19 protein-coding genes are annotated in these 18371 nt (G+C 56.7%); 10 read left to right on the top strand and 9 right to left on the bottom strand.

Annotated features, from left to right (window positions below):
- Positions 1-3 precede the first annotated feature (3 nt).
- Positions 4-762: a tRNA pseudouridine(38-40) synthase TruA gene (gene truA, locus ABIQ96_RS15415; protein ID WP_348215506.1), complete on the top strand. Its 759-nt coding sequence runs from the start codon at positions 4-6 to the stop codon at positions 760-762.
- Between the two features lie 725 nt (positions 763-1487).
- Here the strand turns inward: truA and ABIQ96_RS15410 are convergent.
- The 3 genes from ABIQ96_RS15410 to ABIQ96_RS15400 all read right to left on the bottom strand — a co-directional run bounded on the left by ABIQ96_RS15410 (position 1488) and on the right by ABIQ96_RS15400 (position 7068).
- Positions 1488-1658: a hypothetical protein gene (locus ABIQ96_RS15410; RefSeq protein ID WP_348215505.1), complete on the bottom strand. Its 171-nt coding sequence runs from the start codon at positions 1656-1658 to the stop codon at positions 1488-1490.
- A 209-nt stretch (positions 1659-1867) separates the two neighbouring features.
- Positions 1868-6133, bottom strand: a complete 4266-nt coding sequence (locus ABIQ96_RS15405; protein WP_348215504.1) for a PVC-type heme-binding CxxCH protein — start codon at positions 6131-6133, stop codon at positions 1868-1870.
- An 89-nt stretch (positions 6134-6222) separates the two neighbouring features.
- Positions 6223-7068: a helix-turn-helix transcriptional regulator gene (locus tag ABIQ96_RS15400; protein ID WP_348215503.1), complete on the bottom strand. Its 846-nt coding sequence runs from the start codon at positions 7066-7068 to the stop codon at positions 6223-6225.
- Between the two features lie 128 nt (positions 7069-7196).
- On the opposite strand from ABIQ96_RS15400, the gene ABIQ96_RS15395 reads away from it, so the two are divergent.
- The gene (locus tag ABIQ96_RS15395) at positions 7197-7613 is read left to right on the top strand and encodes a cupin domain-containing protein (RefSeq protein ID WP_348215502.1); all 417 of its coding nucleotides are present in this window, start codon (positions 7197-7199) and stop codon (positions 7611-7613) included.
- Between the two features lie 246 nt (positions 7614-7859).
- A complete protein-coding gene (locus ABIQ96_RS15390; RefSeq protein WP_348215501.1) occupies positions 7860-8159 on the top strand; it encodes a hypothetical protein in 300 nt (99 codons plus the stop codon).
- Between the two features lie 3 nt (positions 8160-8162).
- Here ABIQ96_RS15390 and ABIQ96_RS15385 read toward each other — a convergent pair whose 3' ends face one another.
- The 3 genes from ABIQ96_RS15385 to ABIQ96_RS15375 all read right to left on the bottom strand — a co-directional run bounded on the left by ABIQ96_RS15385 (position 8163) and on the right by ABIQ96_RS15375 (position 10524).
- Complete coding sequence (locus ABIQ96_RS15385; RefSeq protein WP_348215500.1) at positions 8163-9035, bottom strand: DMT family transporter; 873 nt, start codon at positions 9033-9035, stop codon at positions 8163-8165.
- 341 nt (positions 9036-9376) lie between these two features.
- The gene (locus ABIQ96_RS15380; protein WP_348215499.1) at positions 9377-10000 is read right to left on the bottom strand and encodes a superoxide dismutase family protein; all 624 of its coding nucleotides are present in this window, start codon (positions 9998-10000) and stop codon (positions 9377-9379) included.
- A 98-nt stretch (positions 10001-10098) separates the two neighbouring features.
- Positions 10099-10524, bottom strand: a complete 426-nt coding sequence (locus ABIQ96_RS15375) for a transcriptional repressor (RefSeq protein WP_348215498.1) — start codon at positions 10522-10524, stop codon at positions 10099-10101.
- 352 nt (positions 10525-10876) lie between these two features.
- Here ABIQ96_RS15375 and ABIQ96_RS15370 point away from each other — a divergent pair, with 352 nt between their 5' ends.
- The 7 genes from ABIQ96_RS15370 (at position 10877) to ABIQ96_RS15340 (ending at position 16369) form a co-directional block, all read left to right on the top strand.
- Positions 10877-11137, top strand: a complete 261-nt coding sequence (locus ABIQ96_RS15370; RefSeq protein ID WP_348215497.1) for a plasmid stabilization protein — start codon at positions 10877-10879, stop codon at positions 11135-11137.
- On the top strand, positions 11130-11537 hold the full coding sequence (locus ABIQ96_RS15365) for a PIN domain-containing protein (RefSeq protein ID WP_348215496.1): 408 nt from the start codon (positions 11130-11132) through the stop codon (positions 11535-11537). The genes ABIQ96_RS15370 and ABIQ96_RS15365 overlap by 8 nt, the downstream gene beginning before the upstream one ends.
- A 316-nt stretch (positions 11538-11853) precedes the next feature.
- Positions 11854-12147 (top strand): hypothetical protein, encoded by a 294-nt coding sequence (locus tag ABIQ96_RS15360; protein WP_348215495.1) that lies wholly within the window; start codon positions 11854-11856, stop codon positions 12145-12147.
- Positions 12148-12152: 5 nt separating this feature from the next.
- Entirely contained in the window at positions 12153-12524 is a 372-nt protein-coding gene (locus tag ABIQ96_RS15355) for a type II toxin-antitoxin system VapC family toxin (protein ID WP_348215494.1), read from the top strand.
- Positions 12525-12578: 54 nt separating this feature from the next.
- Positions 12579-14444 carry a hypothetical protein gene (locus tag ABIQ96_RS15350; RefSeq protein ID WP_348215493.1) on the top strand — a complete coding sequence of 622 codons (1866 nt, stop codon included), beginning with the start codon at positions 12579-12581 and terminating at the stop codon, positions 14442-14444.
- A 19-nt stretch (positions 14445-14463) separates the two neighbouring features.
- Positions 14464-15021 (top strand): SEC-C metal-binding domain-containing protein, encoded by a 558-nt coding sequence (locus ABIQ96_RS15345; RefSeq protein ID WP_348215492.1) that lies wholly within the window; start codon positions 14464-14466, stop codon positions 15019-15021.
- Between the two features lie 622 nt (positions 15022-15643).
- Positions 15644-16369, top strand: a complete 726-nt coding sequence (locus ABIQ96_RS15340; RefSeq protein WP_348215491.1) for an SRPBCC domain-containing protein — start codon at positions 15644-15646, stop codon at positions 16367-16369.
- Between the two features lie 174 nt (positions 16370-16543).
- On the opposite strand, the gene ABIQ96_RS15335 is transcribed toward ABIQ96_RS15340, so the two are convergent.
- The 3 genes from ABIQ96_RS15335 to ABIQ96_RS15325 all read right to left on the bottom strand — a co-directional run bounded on the left by ABIQ96_RS15335 (position 16544) and on the right by ABIQ96_RS15325 (position 18341).
- Positions 16544-17458: a ThuA domain-containing protein gene (locus ABIQ96_RS15335; protein ID WP_348215490.1), complete on the bottom strand. Its 915-nt coding sequence runs from the start codon at positions 17456-17458 to the stop codon at positions 16544-16546.
- Positions 17459-17604: 146 nt separating this feature from the next.
- Entirely contained in the window at positions 17605-18168 is a 564-nt protein-coding gene (locus ABIQ96_RS15330; protein ID WP_348215489.1) for a hypothetical protein, read from the bottom strand.
- Positions 18165-18341 carry a hypothetical protein gene (locus ABIQ96_RS15325; RefSeq protein ID WP_348215488.1) on the bottom strand — a complete coding sequence of 59 codons (177 nt, stop codon included), beginning with the start codon at positions 18339-18341 and terminating at the stop codon, positions 18165-18167. Before ABIQ96_RS15325 ends, ABIQ96_RS15330 begins: the two co-directional genes overlap by 4 nt.
- Between the last annotated feature and the right edge of the window lie 30 nt (positions 18342-18371).

Here is an 18371-nt window from a genome sequence, read left to right as displayed (position 1 = left end):
GCCATGCGTCTCAAACTCACCATCGCCTATGACGGCCGTCCTTATAACGGTTGGCAGTCCCAAGCCTGTGGAAACACCGTGCAAGACATCGTCCAGGCCGCGATGGCGGAGGTGGCGAAGCAGCCGGTGCGGCTCCATGGCTCGGGGCGGACGGATACCGGCGTCCATGCGCTGGGGCAGATCGCGCATTTCGACGCGCCGCCGGAAATTTCGATGAACCCGTTCAACTGGGTGCCGGCGCTCAATTGCAAGCTGCCCGCGACGATCCGGATCATGGCCTGCGAGGAGGTGGCGGCGGATTTCCACAGCCGCTTTTCCGCCATCGGGAAAATCTATCACTTCGATCTCTGCACCGATCCCGTGCTGCCGCCGCTCAAGGCCGGGCTGGCCTGGCATGTCCCGCGCCTGCTCGATGCGGACGTGCTGTGGGACGCGCTCGCGCTCTTCATCGGCCGCCACGATTTCCACGCCTTCGCCGCCTACCGCGGGAACGAACTTCCGGACATGGATTGGTTCCGGACGATCGAATCGGTGGAACTGACGACCCTGCAGGATGGCTATCAGATCACCTACACCGGCGATGGCTTCCTCTACAAAATGGTCCGCCTGCTCACCGGCGGAGCTGTCCATGCCGCGCAGGGCAGGATCCGTTTGGATGATTTCTCCGCACTGTTGGATCAGCCTCCCGGACTCCCGTTGGGGAAATCCCCGCTCTGCGCGCCGTCAGACGGACTGTTTCTTGAGAAGGTGATCTATTCCTGAGAGGCCGTCTGGATTTCCGGAGAGTTCAGCCTGTAGAATCAAACGATGAAAGATCGTTCGGTTCCCCTCGCCTTTAGGCCAGCCGACGACTCTGGGTCAACATCCTTGAAATGAATCGGATCTTACATTGCCTCTACTAAGCCAAATCGGTATAGGTTTCGTTCTGCAGTAGTATATTATTTGTCTATAAATGAAAAATTCGCATCGATGCATTTTATCAGCAGTCAGTCTGGTGCTTTTTTCTGCAGGCTATTTGTGGACATCGACAGTGGAAGTTCAGCTCAATGTCAATTCAGGAGAATTAAGAAAGCGTTATACGGCATTTGGAGTTCAAACTCACGTATCCGATTCTACAGCGAACGGATTGTCACGAGCTGCGAAGAGCGATGGATCCGGAGGCGAATGGCTTACCGTGTCAGAGAGATCGTATTATGGTCAGTCCTGCAGGGAGGACTACCGTAATCTGATTTCTTGTGTGTCGGCACTCCACGAAGCGTCGGCGGATAAAGGTGAGTCCGAAAAATTTGCCAGATGCGTGATTCAGGAATTGAATATCAGTCGTTCTCTCAGCGGGACCACACGCCATGTGGAAAGAGCATCTGAAGTGTTTACCGCAAGTAATTCACAGCACTCTATTCTCGAATGTTGGCAGTCCACTACACAAGATCCGTTGAAATGAGCGGAAGATGCCACTGCGTGACCTTTCACATTTGGGCTGAAATGTTTCAAGGAGCGAACTCGGAGTCACCGAAGCCCCGAGCCTCTGATTTGGTTTGCGCGCCGCTGGCGACTTGCTGGTGGCTTTCCTCGCCGTCGGCGGATTGTCCGGTGACGCCCATGGGGCCGTAGCCGGGGGCACAATGTGCAGGCCGCGTTCGCGGACGGGCATGGTTCATGGAATATGCTAGATCGTTTGCCAGGATAGATTGCCGAATCCTGTTCCCGGTGAGGAGCTTCGCTCCGCTGTCCGGAGTTAAATCTTCAGATTGCTTCTTCAAGAGCACGGTAAAACCGTGAACTCCGGATTGCTCTCCGATGGAATTTACCAAAGATGGTTTTTGGAATGACTTTTGGCAGAGGGTCCCAGCGGATGTTAGGAATGCGCTCAGCGGGAGAGAGCGGGACCACCTTCAGCCGGTGGCGTATGCATCGATCCGTCCTTGGCAGAGGATTCGAGGGTGATGGCGGCGACCATGGGGGCGGGTGACGTGTCCGCGCTGGAGAGGACAAGTTTTGCAATGGTGGCTCCCGGTTTCTTGAGATCGCGCCAGAGGTAGCGGATCTGGCCGTGGCTGGTGAGGTCGGTGCGCGCCGAGCCGGGGACGTCGATGGGACCGGCGTGGTCGGCGATGTCGATGCCGTTGGAGAAAACGAGATCCTCCGACGTGCTATCGGTGTAGGAAACGGTGATGGTGAGAAGGGGTTTCCGCTCCTGCACGGCGGGGAATCCCCAGCCGGCCACCGCTCCTAGCAGATGCAGCCGACCGGCCGCGAGGTTCACCGGGATCTCGACCTGCCGGGGCATCGTCTGGCTAACGGCGTTTTGATTCATGCCGCCTTTGAGGACGATGACGTTCTTTCCTCCGCTGGCTGTGGCGGGGTCCTGGAGTTGGAAGGGAATCCCGCGCTCTTCGACGAGGCCGTAGTTTTTCAATCCCACGCGATCGGTGGAGATGTTGTTTGCCTGATAGACGCCCTTGCTGCCGTCCGCAGTAGCCGCTTTGCCGAATGATACGGTGTGGAAACGTTGCTCGCCGGACCGCAGGTAGGCTAGCAAATCGCGGAGCCCCTCGCCGCCGAGTCCTTCAAAGCCTTCCGGCATGAGCGACCTTCCGGTGTCCGTTTTGCTAACAATCGAGTCGCGGGGGATTTCAACCTCACCACCAGCGTTCTTGATGAAAAGGCTGCCCGCCGTTTCGCGACTGAGGAAGCCGCTCTGGATCTGTCCGTTCCTGGTGGCGACATTCCAGACGTGGTAACTGGGCTCCACCTCGCGGTTGGGATCGACGATGTGAGTGAGCAATGTTTCCGCACCGTGCACGCCCATTCCTTCGAGCACAGGGCCGATAAGTGCTCCCTCGCCACGGAACGTGTGGCACACCGCGCATGCGGCGAAGAGTTGTTTGCCCGCCGCGACATCACCGGGAGCCATGACCTGCGGGAGGAGGCGGGCGATCACTGCGTCCTTCGCTTCCACCGCGCCGCGAAAGCGTTCGATGGTGGGAGCCGCGTGTTTTCTAACTTGTTCGTCCGGATGATCCGCAAGCCGTGCCAACACCTGAGGGCCTGCGACCGCGAACGGCACGCGGTTGCTTTCCAACGCGTCCGTCAGAGCCATGGCGGAATCGGCGCGCCCTAGCAATGATTCCAGGACGCGGGCCTTCGACGTGGCAAAAACGGAGGGCAGCAGCGAAATTTTCAGACTCGTCACGCCGGTGGAAGTATTGGCCAAGACAGCATCGAGCACGGGGGCAGCCGACTCGTCGGACAGGCCGATCTTTTTCTCCAGGAGGCCCGAAAGTTGATCCGGGAAAACCGGCAAGGTTGCGAGCGCCGCGAAGACATCGGCCTCTTGCGGAGACGATGCGATGATTTTACCGATCAAGGCGGGAAGACGTTTGGCTGCATCCTGCTCGCGCCAATTTCTAGCAGCGAGTGGCAGAGCTGCAGCGGCGAGCCGGGGATTGTCGCTGGCTGCGAGGTCCTCCAAGGCGGCGGTGAGTTCAGTGCCGCGTGGCAGGTCGCGTTTGCGGAGTGATGCCAGCGAGGCCAGTGAAATTTCGAGGCCGTCCGAACTGCGGAGTGCGTGCAACATCGATGCCAGTTTCATTTCGTCCTTCGAATGGGCGTCGAAGAGAAGCGCGGCAAGAGATGCCTGTTTGGCGGGTTCGGGAGCGGTTAGTGCGGCGGCGAGGACTTCGGTAGGATTGTTCCGCGCGAGCCGGGCGATGGCTGCGCGGGTCCATTTGTCTTCGGACTTTGCCTGGAGTTTCACAAGCAAACCGGGAGGCAAAACGGCGTCCGCTTGCGGAGCGATCAGGAGTTGGAGGATGACGCGAAGATCTTGCTCGTTATCAAGGCGCTTGCCGATGGCTGCGATCAATCCGGGATTGGCGAGTTCGGGATGGGCCGCGATAACTCTTGCTGTGGCGACGCGGACGGAAGCATCAGGATGATCTAGAGCTGCTAGCAGTTCGGCGGGTGTCAACATTTGCGCTGCCGCGCGGATCCAAAGCGCGTGGATTTTCGCTAGGCCGGAAGCATTCTCAATCATCCGTGCTGCGGCCGTCACGTCGCCTTCCTCGATCAGTCGCTGGGCGCGGAAACGCACCTCGCGGTTTGGATGGCTCAGCGCGGCAACGCGTCCTGATAGGGTCAGCAGATCCACTGGGGGAAGCGTCTTTGCTTCCTTGTGGCGATAGCGGATGATCCGTCCGAAAAAGTGATCTCTATCAGGACGGGAAGCCTGGTTGTTCCAAAGGTGGATCGGACCACGCGGATCATTGTGGAGGACCGCCTGGTTGTAGAAATCGATCACGTAGAGCTGGCCGTCGGGACCGACGCGGGTGTCGATGGGACGACTCCAGAAATCTCTCGTCGCCGAGAATTCCTCGTCGCGGGTTTTCTCCGCCGTGTAAGTCACACCGGATGGCGCCAGTTTCTCGTGATGGATGATGTGAACCGTCGGCTCCGCGGTGAAATAGCCGTTAGTCCATTCCTTCGGCCATGAACCGCCCTCGTAGATCGCACAACCGCAGGCGGCGGTGAACGAGCCGATGACATCGTTCGGTTGGTTCTCGACGATTTCCTCCCACGACATGAGCGGCTTCACCGGCCTGAGATGCACCATCACTTGCCACGAGGGTTCGGAGCCCATTCTGCCTTCCGCCATGATGCGGTCGGAGGCGGGCACGTGCATCACGAGGTCTCCTGAAGTCGGCTGGGTGAAGAAGAGTTCTCCATCCGCAGTGATGTCCACACCCCAACAGTTGCCGCTCTTGGCGCTGACCATTTCGATCACGCTGCCGTCGGGCTTGAAGCGGACGATGCCGGAGCCGATGGCTCCGAAATCCCGCTTGCCGTCGCCCGAAGTGACCTTGGGCGATGACGAATAACCGTGGGTGGCGTAGATCCAGCCGTCGAGCCCCCAGCGGAGATTGTTCAACACGGAATGACGGTCAAACGTGCCAAGGCCGGTGTAGAGGACTTCGCGTCTATCTGATTTTCCGTCGCCGTCGGTATCGCGAAGGAAAAGGATTTCCGGAGGCTGGGCGACGATGACACCATCGCGATGAAAGCAAAAGCTTGTGGCGAGATCGAGGTCGTCGGCAAAGACGTGTTTCTTATCCATCACGCCGTCGCCGTCGGTATCTTCAATCCAGGAAACTCGGTCGCCTGCGGGACGGTTGGCCGCAGCGGGTTTGGGAAGCAGCGTGTCACGTTGCCAGAGAGAATACATCGATTCCGGGCCGCCGCCTTGTTTGCCTTCGGGATACTCGATGCTTTCGATGACCCACAGGCGTCCATGGTCATCCCAGTCGAGATTCAGCGGTTTCGAGATCAACGGCTCGGCCGCGACGAGTTCCGGAGTGAAATCTGGATGGGTCACCAGTGCAGCAAGCTCTTCTTTTGGCGCGAGCGGACCACCGGGCGGATAGATCAATTTTGCGACGTCTTCCGGATTGGAAAATCTATCAGCCCCGGCATCCCGTCCGGCCCAGGCGAGGGCGCGGGAAAACATCGTCCGCATGGCGGGATGACCTGACGTGGCGGCATCCATGCCGGGCACGATGCAGACGACCCGGCCTTTGCCGATTTCCATCGTCCAGACGACTGGCGACACTCCGTAAACGTAGGGCTGCGGGACGGTGCCTTTGAGATGTTTTTGATTCGGCGACCAGGTTGTTGCTAGAATCTGACTTTCCTTGCGAGGCTCGATCCCGTGGATCATTTCGGTCTCGATGTCGAAATTCGAAATTCCATGGCTGATCGATTGTTCGCGTCCGGGAGGCGTGAAGAAAAGCGGCAGCGTGCCCGACCATTTTTTCGCCTCACCTTTCACCAGACCGGAAGCGAGGATCGCGTCGTGAACCAACACGACACCTCCGCCCGCGTTCACATACGCTTCCACGCAGGCCTTTTCCGATTCGCTCCAAGGTTCACCCTTGGAGAGCAAAACGGCAGGGCTGGGTTGGAGATTGGTTTCTGTTGGAAAGCCGGCATCCGATTTCAGAGCAGGCACCATTTCCATGGAGGAATACACGCGGGAAGCGTTCGGCGCGGCAGTTGCGGTGAAGGAAATACCGAGTGCCAAGCAGACCGGTGCGAGCCATTTGCGGAATGGCGAAACAAAGGTGGGTTTGCGAAACATTGACCACCGTTTACCACACTTTGCCCGGTTGCCCAGCACCAGAGTATTGTCGATAACCGGATGTGCATCCGGCCTTGCTTGCGGAAATGCTATTTCCTGATTTCCGAAGGCCGCCAGCCGGTCCACTGCTTGAAGGTGTTTGAAAACGTGTGCGGATTTGTGTAGCCGACCTGGCGGGTGATCGTTTCGACCTTGTCATCGGTGGTGGAAAGCAGGTGTCGGGCTTGCTGCATGCGGAGGAAAGTCACGTGTTGCATGGGCGTCCTGCCGAGTTCGCGGCGGCAGAGTTTCCGCAAGTGTTCTTTTGAGAGAAACGCGCGATCGGCCAGTTCGTCCAAAGTCCATGGATGGCCCAGGGATTTGTGAACTTCATTCCAGAGCTTCCATAGCCGGGTGTCGGCTTGGTGCGGCTGGGCAAAACGCATTACATAGGAATGGATCAGCTCGGTCCAAAGGTGCATGACGGCAGGAGATGAGGAGCCCGAGCACTCGGCGTGGAGGCCTTGGATGGCGTGGTGCAACGGCCGGGGATCGTAATTTCCCAGCACCGGCGATCCGGGTGAAACGATTGGCAAAACTTCGCGGGACTCGAGATAGCGCACGCCGCACATGAGCCATGGAACCGAGCCAATTGCTTTCATGCCGTTCGTGACGAAGGGCGGGAGAAGGCAGGCCTGGCCGGCTTTCACTTTTTTCCATCCGCCGTCCGCCAGCACCATCCCGCTGCCGCCGAAGCAGGCTAACATGAAGGTGCCGGATTGGTCCTGGCGGGTCATTCCGAACGATGTCGAGGCCTCGATGATTTCCACATGGGCGATGTGGTGTTGGGATAGCAACTGGCATACCGGTTGATCGCGTAGCCAGTCCCGGTTGTCGTGGGAATCGCTCCGCACGACGTGGGAACGGGTGACGTCGGACTCGCGAGCATCGATCATGAAAAAACCCTCGCACGCTGATTGAAGGCCGACAAGGATGCGAAATGTGGATTTTCGATATGCTCAAATGGGGCATGTGTTCTTGTGGAGAGCGGATAAACCTGTGAGATTGCAGTGGATAAAGCCCTATGAAAAAGCCCTTCATCCTGAACGCGGATGTCATCGACGAATCGAACGCATGGACACGCAACGAGTTTCTGTGCCGTCCGGACATGACCGGTGCCGAAAAACTCCTGATGGTGCGGGCGACGATGCCACCGAGGGGCGGCCATCCATTTCATATCCATCCGCACCGCGAGGAAATCATTCATGTGGTGGAAGGCCGGGCGGAGCAGTGGGTCGGCAATGAGTATCGGATTTTGGGCCCTGGGGAAATCGCTTTCATTCCCGCAGGCATCGCTCATGCGACCTACAATCCATTCGACGAGACGCTGGTGTTTCATGCGATCCTTTCCCCGGCGAAACTGGACGCTACGGAGGAACTGGACGAGGACCCGCTGGATATCTCGCACGAGGAGCCGTGGAAATCCATTCGCGGTGCCTAGCAGATTGCGGGATCGGCCGGCCATTGGGAGGGGGATTGCATTTATTTTCAAAAAACGACACGTCGTGCTGGCTTCTAGCAGTCGAGTCGTACATTTTGAGCCGTCTTTTTCCCCCATGCTTGAGATTTCATGAACCGACTTCCATCCCTTAGCCGACTTCCCTCCCTGATCTGGCGTTTGACCTTTGTGTCCGTGGCATTGATTGCGATCGTGCTGGGTGCGCGTTTGCATTCGATTACCCGAACCATGAATCAAACGTTCCGTTATGACTGCACGATCAAGGCGGTCGATAGCGAGACCTACAAGCCGCTGAAAATCGCTGCAGCCAATGGTCCGGCGATCAACACGGAGGACCTGTTCAACCAGAGTTACTCCACCACGTTTACTCCCGAAGGAGCATTGAGGATTTCCGGAATCGCCTACGAGCCGCGCATGGTGGGGATTGCGGTGGATGGTTACCGCGCCGTGGCGATCAAGATCACTTCGGAGACCCAGGCCCAGCAGGATTTGCCGATGACGCGGGTTTCCGAAAACGAGACGAAGTGACTTTCAGCGTGAGACGACGACGCGCCAGGTGGCGAGCAAGGTGAGCAGGGCTCCGGCGATTTCCACCGGGTGGAACGATTCGCCGAAGAACGCGTAACCGCCCACAGCGGTGGTCAGTGGCAGGAGCATCTGTAGCGAGGAGCCGCGTGAAACGGACATGAACTGATAGGCCCGCGTCATCACCAGTTGGGCGAAGGTCACGATGACCGCTCCCGCCGCGAGACCGCACCAAGCGGAGACCGGAAGTCCGGGAAGTTTCATCGCGGAAGGCGCGGCGATGACGAGGCTGTAAAATGCCTGCGAAGCGTAGATCGTCGCGGGATGTTCCTCGTGGCGCAGGCGGCGGATGATCACGACGACGCAACCGGCACCGACAGCACCGGCGAGGGCTAGCAAATCATAAGGCGACGGTCGCAGGAGTTGCCCGTGCCCGCTGAGGAACACGACGAGCCCGCAGAAGCCGACGACCATCCACAGCATCGCGGCGCGGCTGATTTTTTCCTTCAGCCAGATGGCGGCGATGATCGTGGCGAAGATCGGATAGGTTAGATTGAGGATGACCGCGCGTGCGGCTCCGAGTTTCACGATGGTGATGTAAAACGCGATGATGCTCAGCGCGCCGACGATGCCGCGGATGGTAATGAGCCGGCCGGTGAACAAACGCTTGGGTTCGAGTCCGCGGCCACGTCCATAGAGAGCGAATACGACGAGCAGACCGATGCCCCCGCGGAAAATCGTGGCGAGCCAGCCGTCCACCGCGGGGATGTGCTGCGAGACGGCGCGGATCAGCAGCGTGTTCGCGGCAAACAAAACCACGGAAGCCAGCATGAGCATCACGCTGCGGCGGTCGAACGAGTCATCGGTTTTCAAGTGCATTTCGGTTTCTGATGGAACCGGAACGTCCGAACAACAGGTGGGACTCTTCGTATTCCCGGAACCGGCCGTTGGACGGGCGTTCCGGAGAGTCTGATGGATGTATCATCCGTCCTCACGCTCCGTGCGCCATCGCGAGCTGCCAAATCATGGCAGCGCGAAGTTTGGCTCGGAGTCGGACGACGGAAAACATCTCGCGGCGGATGTGGCAGGAAGTTTCCACGAGGTCAACCCCCGAAGATGGTTTTAAGTTTTCCGTCTGTATCAAAAAGAAGGATGAACGAGACGTCCATCCTTCTTGAGCGCTCCATCGGGAGCTGTTATGTTAGTTTTTGCTGTCCGGATCAGTGAGGTGCCGGAGCTGCTGCTTCCGCGGGCTTCACTTTGGCAATGCCGATGACACCGACACCGATGCGATCGCCCGCGTTGCCGGTGGGTTGTCCGCCGTCATCGGCTTTGGCATGGACGACGACCGCGCGGCCGACGATCGCATTCTTGACGCCGGCGAGGGTGATGGTGGTGGAGACGATGGTTTTCTCAGCGACGCCTTCGGCGTTTGCCTTGAGGTTGCCGAGGTCACCGGCATGTTTCATCTCGGCTTCGGGCATGCCGTGCTGATGGCCTTCGGGATTGTAGTGGCCGCCGGCGCTGGTGCCGTCGGCTGCGGTGACATTGCCGAAATCGTGGATGTGGAATCCGTGGTCGGAGTTCGGCTCAAGTCCGCTGATTTTCGCGGTAACTTCGACTCCGCCTTTCACTTTCGTAAAGGTGACGGTGCCGTTTACTTTGCTGCCGCTGGTGGGATTGACCACGGCGATGAGCTCGGTGACCAATCTGAGCCCGGTGGGTGCGGCCATTTTTTTGGTCTCTTTTTCCGCAGGCTCGTCAGCGGCGTGAACGGGAACGGCGAGGCTGAGACCGAGGGCGATGCCCAGCAGACTGAGACGGGTGGGGGTGGTGTTTTTCATCGTGTCGAATTTGGTTGGTTTTCAAATGAGACGCAAACCGGAAGGACCCGGAATTGCGATTTCGTCCACCGTCGCACGGGACGCGCACTTGTCCACTGTCAGGCGCATTTCGGACAAACTCCGAAAAACTCCAGCTCATGATAGAGATTGCGGAATCCGGTTTTTTCCCGAATCTCGTCCTCAAGCTGATGAACGGGGCAGGGGGCCTTGATCGGCTCGATGCTGCCGCAGCTGGTGCAAATCAGATAGTCGCTGTGTTTCCCGGGAACCAGCAGGGTGAAATAGGCGGCGCGTTCGTGCAGGCCGAGCCGGCGGATGACTCCATGCTCGGCGAGCCGTTGCAACAGGCGGAAAACCGTCGCCTTGTCGCATTGGTCGGTGAGCCGTTTCGAAGCGGCGAGCTCGGCCAGCGTCATCGGGCGCTTGCTCTCCAACAGCGTGCTCACGAGTTCTTCCAACGCCTTGGTGCGACGCAGCCCGGCCGTGCGGCAGCGGTCGATGGTTTCCTTGACGATGAGATTCATGACGCCTCACCGTAGATTCGCGTATTTCCCATGACAAGCCCTCGTCCGTGCCCTTCCTCCGCTGGGGCGGGGAGATCGTCCCGCGAGCCACGGGTGTAACTGAAAGTAGTGGGCAGGGTGGGGGGGTATGTTACCGATGTTCTGACCCAAAAGTGTTACCTATGTTCTGACTGCGCCAATCAGATCAAAAATCAGCAATCAACAATCGTCATTCATCAATCCAGTCTTGAAAGCTGACCCAGCCGCAGCGGTTTGATTGCCGATTGATGATTGAGGAACTTTGATTTTTGATTTTCTGAAGACGCACTCCGCAGGCATTGACAGCAATGCTTGCATCCGGTAAAAGTGATCCATGAGCACTACCTTGACCATCCGGGGCCTTGCCGAACCGGTGAAACAAAAGCTGCGCATCCGCGCGGCCAGCCTTGGACGCTCAATGGAGGCGGAAGTAAGGGACATTCTAACTCGGGCCGTAGAGGAACAACAACCTTCGCCACCGCGAACCGTTGAGGAAATGAAGGAACGCCTGCGGGCGGTGACGGGGATCTGGAAGGGCCGCTCCGACGGAAAACCAACTGACGAGATCATGAGCGAGCTCCGGAACGATGACTGAGTCCCCGATGGTGCTGGTCGATACGAACGTCCTGCTCGACGTCACCGGTGCCGATTCCCGGTGGCTTGATTGGTCGCTGGAGCAGATGAGCCGCTTTCCCGAACGACTGGTGATCAATCCGCTCATTTACGCGGAGCTTTGCTATCAGGCGGGCTCGATCGAGGAAGTCGAAGCCACGATGGCTTCACTTGGCTTGCATTACCGGGAGTTGCCAAGGGAGGCGCTGTTTCTGGCCTCACAAGCCTACTGCAACTATCGCCAGCGCGGCGGCACCAAAACCGCACCCTTGGCCGACTTCTTCATCGGGGCGCACGCGCAAGCGGAGGGATTCACTCTTCTGACGCGGGATACAGCCCGCTACCAAACCTATTTCCCTACGGTGCGGCTCATTGGCCCATGAGGCTGCGTGAGGTGGCATCCATTCGCGGTTGAAAATCCAGAGTGAGGTAGCCCTGCCATTTTCCGGCATTGCATCTTGCTCTCACAGCGGCCACCTGATAGTCCCCTATCAACTCTCAAAATCATTCTCATGAAGGATCGCAACCTTCTCAGTCACATCCACCTCGACGCCATGATGCACAACCTCTGCAGCTGCGATCCCGCCAAACTCCGCTCCTGGCTTGGCCCCCTTCTTCACCGCCTGCCGACCCTAGCGGCGGAAATACCAGCCTTGTTTGTTGGCTTTACCTTCCGCCGGTCCCGGATACCTTGCTGATATGAAAACTCTGGAAACAGACATCGAGATCGGGGCCGATGGCAGCGTGAAACTGCTCTCGCCCCTGCCTGCATGGCTGAAGCCGGGACGGGCACATGTTCTGATGACCGTGGAATCCGTGGAAGAGGAAGAAAAACCGAAACGCAGCAAACTCACCGCCACACCCGAGATGATCGCGCGCCGCATGACAGCACTGGAGGAAATCCGAAAGCTCAACCCCTACCGCCACATCACCAATCCGGTGGAGTGGCAGCGTGAAATGCGCGAGGGCCGGCCCTTGCCGGGCCGCGATTGAAGGTCATGATCCTGGATACGAACATTGTCATCTACGCATGCCAGCCCGGTGGAGAGTGGCTCGGTCCGTGGACCACTCATCCTGAAGCAGCACTTGCAAGCGTCACGCGCATTGAGGCACTCGGCTACCCGGGTATTTCACCCGAGGAGGAAACCGCGATTCTCGATTTCATCCGCTCCAGCCCGATCTACGCGCTTGATGATGAAGTGATCGAGCAGGCAATCCATCTCCGACAACAGAAGAAGATGAAATTGGGGGATGCGATCATCGCCGCCACCGCCATGGCGTATGGAATCCCGCTGGTGACCCGGAACGAGGATGATTTCAAGCACATCGCCGGTCTTGATCTGAAGAACCCGTTTGCGATCGCGCCATGAAACCCACCAGCCAATGTCTGTTATTTGGGACCGACCCCGAAGCACGCATACCCCATGGCAAAACACCAAAAGCCTGACGATTATTTTCGCCGTGGACCCATTGAGATGGCTCGCTTCGGGAAAGCGATCTTGATGAGATCGAATTGGGACGAAGAGGATCACCGTAACTATCTGAACAAGGTGATTGAGCACGGGCCGATAAGTGAAAATATCGTGGATTCGGCAGTTTCCGAAGCTATAAGACTCGTTCGAAGAAATGCCCCCATCGAATCTCTGCGTGCTGCTTACCATCTGATGTGTATGGAAAATTCTTCTGCGGGCGAAGAACCAGAGGAAACTGAAGAATCGGTTCAAGCAGTTCATGGGCTAGAGTTCATCCATAACGTCATTGCTTCCACGAAACCGGAGCAGTTCACAGACACTGGAGATATGAACGAAGATCTCCCGGAAATTTTTCGACTCGTAGGAACGATCAACAGAACTGTAACTAGGGAATTTCTTGCAGCAGAGATGCTTCGCAATCGAAACGATTCGGAAAAGGATTCGGTCTTAGAGGAGTTTCGATATCAGGCAATAAACCATTGGGTGCATGTTCGCGGAGAACGTTACACAGTACACGAGAAGGAAAATCTAGAAGATCTTCTACTCGGTCAAGATGAGGCTATTCGCCTCACGCTTGGATTGTCATCCGTTGAGTTGCTGTCGGGTGTGAATAAAATCATTGGAGCCCTAACGATTGGATTTGGTGATGCGGTTTTGGAAATGAAGGAGATAGATGAACTCTGCTCACCCGAGTTTCTTAATGCTGTCGCGAACTCAAAAAATGAGATCAGCAGCGTGGAAGAAGCTGTAAACCTGATGCATGAAATCGTTTCGAAACGGGGTCTTGCTGAACGCGTAACTTCAGCTCAACAAATCTTACAGGGCTTCGGCCTCTTTGATCTGGGAAAAATTACAGGTTGGTCACATCAATGCCTGAGCCGCCTATCTTGGAAAGTTGGCGAAGTCGATGACTTCCTCGATGATCAGCAATTCAGCGGCTGGCCGACCCGGACAACACCAATTTCTCAACGACCCTTTCTAGAAATTGATTCTCGGTATTATTGCTTTTCGGTATTCGGGCTTTGTGATCATTTCTATCGAGTAATTGAAAAAATCGTCCGCTCCCGAGGAGAGGAAACGAAGCTGCTATGGGACAGGTGCGAAAAGGAAATTACTGAAACAGTCCCTCTCAAATACTTCGAGACGCTACTTCCTGGAAGTGAGACAATTCACGATATTTACTACCGCTGGATGCCCAAAGCAGGACATGCGAAGCGTGAATGGTGTGAATTGGATGGCCTCGTCCTTTGCGGAAATCATCTGATCATACTCGAGGTCAAAGCCGTGGCTTTTGCGCGAAAATCGCCGTTCGATAATTTTGGCGCCCACGTTGGTTCTTTTGAATCCCTCATCTCGAAGCCATCCATACAGGGTCTAAGATTTCTTGAGTATCTTCAGAGTAATAAAGAAGTTTCGATCTACGACAAGGCTCACAAACTGGTACGTAGTTTACGAAAATCCGACTACTCGCACATCACAGTCTGCGCACTTTCAATCGACGCGTTTACGGAGATTACATCAAAGCTCCAGCATCTCGTCCCTCTAGGAATCGAGTTTGGAGCTCACCCAGTATTACCGCTGTCTCTCGATGATTTACGAGTGTATCGCGACGTTTTCACCAATCCTTACCGATTTCTCCATTTCCTGGAACAGCGAATGAAGTCTTCCCGCACACTAGCGGTAGAGTTGGATGATGAACTAGACCACATAGGTCTCTATCTTGAACACAATGATTATTCATTACACGCCGAAGATCTGAAGAGCGGATTACGTCAAGTTCACGGGTTACCGGAAGAAGATCGATCAATTTTTCCATGATCGGCTGCGAGAACCAGATTTGCGCTCAACCCTTGAACAGGATATCCCGCCGATTCTGCAAAAAATCCTCGCCCATTTTCAGGATCTTGGTGACTATAAAAACTCGGAACTGACCAGTGAACTTCTGAACTTCTCCGGGGAAGGAAGAAGAATGCTAGATAGCTTGATAGTTTATTCGCTCCAGCGTCAGCCCTCAAAAAGGACTGTGATCTTCGGATCGATGACCGGTGATACGAGGCTTACAGTCGCCTGCTGGCAGCCCTACTTATTTTCACCAAACCAAAGAGCATTGGAAGATCATGCAAAGGTCGAATTGCTGATGCACGATGAGCCGGATCGTTTAGTCTTGGAGCTGACATTCTCAGAGGACTCGAAAATCACAGAAATTTTTTGGAGAAGGATCATCAGGCAGGAAATTTCAGAAGCGGAGGAGGCAAAACTAACTCCCGAAATTCAGAAGGCCAAAATCCGTCGGTTGGAAAAGGTCAGGCATGAGGAAGGAAAAGTAGGGCGAAACCGAAAATGCCCTTGTGGAAGCGGAAGGAAGTTCAAGAAGTGCTGTGCATGGAATGGGTAATCGGGTCAGAGTGTAAATCGTGACAGAATCGGCGGGATCGTCGGCGGGGGCAGTCCCAAATAACAGACATTGCACGGTGAGAAACTCCGGATTCGGAGGATTTCATGGCGCTCCCCTTGCGATGCAAGGTGGCGGATCGGTCGCGAGTTGAAGGAGCGTGAGCGGAGGCCTGGGATCTGCTCAGGTCGGGCTCATGAGCGTCAGCCGAACGGACTTCCAAGTTTACCGTGAAGGAAAAACTCGCGATGTCTGTCACGAGATGCCAGTCTGCCAGATGGGCTATGGTGCCCAATCCCACAGGCAAGATTCTCACCATTCACAACGCAAAGCCGGCCATCCCTGACCCATGAACCTCCACGGAAAAATCAATTACCTCGAGTTCCACTCCAGCGATCTGGGGCAAACCAAACGCTTCTTTGGTAAAGCCTTCGATTACCCATGAACACAAAAGCAATGAGCAAGCCACTGACCTTCACCAACACCCGTGTTTTCCTTTCAACCCCGAGCAGATCTTCACGGCATTCGAGGACAAGGACATCCTCGGCAACTGGTGGGGGCCGGAAGGATTCAGCAGCGTGATCCACGAGTTCGATTTCACGCCCGGAGGCATCCTGAAAAGGACATGCGCGGCCGGGACGGAGCGATCTACCCGAACACCTACCGATTCGAGTCCATCGCTCGGGATCGGATCGTCTTCCTCCTCCCGCATCCAACCCATGGCTTTACCGTCGAAGTTTTGTTGGCGCCCATCGACGGAAAGACGAGGCTTACCTGGAACCAGATCTTCGAGGATGAGGAGGAATTTGAAAGGATCCGCGCCATCATCCCGGCTTTCAACGAACAACTCCTCGATCGACTCGCGATCCAGCTCGCGGTCCGTTTCCCGGGCGAACTCGATCTGGTTTTCCACCGCATCATGGAGGCACCGGCGGAGAAAATTTACCAGGCGTGGACCGATCCGGAGATGATCGTAAAATGGTTCACTCCGGCGCCTTGGAAAACCATTTCCGCGGATCTCGATGTCCGCCCCGGCGGTACCACGTTCATCCTGATGCAGGGGCCGGACGGCACCGAAATGCCGAACCCCGGCGTCTATCTGGAAGTGGTCCCGAACAAGCGCCTGGTCATCACCGACGCCTACACCGAGGCATGGAAGCCATCCGCCAAACCCTTCGCCACCATCGACCTGAACCTGGAGGACCTTGGAGGGAAAACCAAATACACCGCCATCGTCCGCCACTGGACGAAAGAGGACGTGGAAGCCCATCGCCAAATGGGGTTCCAGGAAGGCTGGGGCAAAGCCGCCGACCAGCTCGAAGAACTCATCGAAGGGGTCAATCCCGACTAACAAGCATTCGTTCTCGGTGGGGGCATTGGATTTCAATCGTTACACGTAGCGACAACCGCGGGACTCGGCATTCTCCTGGCGGTCGGGAAGAGCTTGGGGTGACAAGAAGGGGATCATGGGCTTTTCAATCCGGACGGCCTGCCCGCCCCGCCATTCAGGACCGACGTGGACGGATCAAGGTGCGGTCGGGATTTCTTTTCTGATGGAAACCTCCGTCTCGGTGGGGAAATCCGCCGGGACCGGAAGTTTTCCATCCCGTCGGGCGAGCCACCCCAGCGCGCGCAGCATCACCGTCTGCACTCCGGCACAGCGCATGCGTTCCGGTTGGACATCATCCTTCCAGACGTGGCCGTAGGTGGCGCTGTAAACCCGGCCCTTGCCGTAGTTGACGGTCCACTCGATGGGCCACCGCATGTCGGTTTTCACGTCGTAGGCGTAGGACAGCACCACCACATTTTCCGCCGGGCCGCGGGCGTAGTGATAGATCTCGATGTTCGGAGTTTTCCATTTCCGTGGCAGCCCTTCGTGGATCGGGTGGTCGCCGATGCGGGTGATCACCGCGTCCACGCGGTCGCCGTGTCCGGTGCCTTTCCCTTCGCCCGCCGGGATGCGGATGATGCTTCCATCCGGGGAGATCGCGAGCGCGACGCCCTGATCCGGTTTCCTCCAGCCGAGGCCGATGATGTGGTTGTAGGCATCCCAATCCGCGAACGCGTTGTTCGCGGAATGATAGATGAAGACGCCGCCTCCGTTCCTCACGTAGTTCTCGAAATCCTTTTTCACCTCATCCGGCCACGACGGGCCTCCGTTGATATCGTTGCAGGTCTGGATCACCACATCGTAGTCGGAAAATTTAGGCCGCCACGTGTCCCAGCCGGGGGAATCCGCCTTGGATGGCGAGGTGGAGACGGTGACGGCGAAGATTCCGGCCGGTTCGATGATTCCCCGGATGAGCGCGGTGTTGAGCTGCCAATTGTGGTTGCTGAAACCGTCCACCAACAGGACTCTGATTTTTTTCTCCGTGTTTTCCGCATACAGGGCGGCGGCTTGGAGCGAGGCGACGCACAGGAGGATGGCGAGGGTTTTCATGTTCTTCGGTTCAGTGCGGGTGAGAGTTGAGAGGAGGAGTGGAGAGTGAACGAAACGCAAGGCGCAAAGGTCGCAGTGGGGCGCGAAGTTTTGAGGTGATTGCCGGAAGGATTTCAGACGGGAGGCGGGGCCTGGTCAATTTCCCGTCACAGGCCCTGCTCCAATTCCGCTAGAACCCTGTTCCACCCTCGAAGTCGATACTTGCGGCAGACCTTTCCGATTTCCTGAAGATCGGCTTCAGGATTTCTTCGCAGCAACTCGACGATATCGGCCAATGATTTGACCCCACCCGCATAGAGTTTCAAAACGACTAACTGGGGAAGCGGAACAACCCGTAGTGTCAGATCCGGTCGCACTAGAATCACCTCACCCTCAAACGCATCCTGGATTACAGCGGGAAAGCGGTCTCCGAAGTTCACGATTTGAATCAACCCGCTTGCGCCGCATACATCAATGACTCCTCCCAGAGGATCATCTCCATCCGGCTCATGAAGAACTGTCACATATCCCTCAGTTCGCAAACGCTCTTCAAGCCCCTTCATTTCCCGGACTGCGACGTTCACCCCAAGATCAATGTCGAGTGTCGCACGAATATACCGATGCGCGGCCAGTGCAACCGCTCCGATTACCAGCACCCGCACCTGGCATGAGCCCAGAATTGCCGAAATCCGGTCGGCCTCCACCAGATTGGCATCCGCGTCCGGCGTCATTTCGTTTGCCGGGTCTCCGCGCGCAACGCCGCCATAGATTTGCCCATGGCAAGGGCTGTTTCCATGCGTTTTGCGATGGACATTTGTTCAACCCACTTGATTTCATCTTTCAACGCTGAATCCGCACTGGCACTGCGGCGGCGTTTCGGAAAAGGTGACTTTGCTGTGGCCATGAATGACTATGGAACAGTTCAGCCCCCCCT

The sequence above is a fragment of the Luteolibacter sp. genome (genome assembly GCF_039920825.1).
Lineage (GTDB): Bacteria > Verrucomicrobiota > Verrucomicrobiia > Verrucomicrobiales > Akkermansiaceae > Luteolibacter.
Note: the sequence above shows the minus strand (reverse complement) of the source record. Positions and strands in the feature narration are given on the sequence as shown.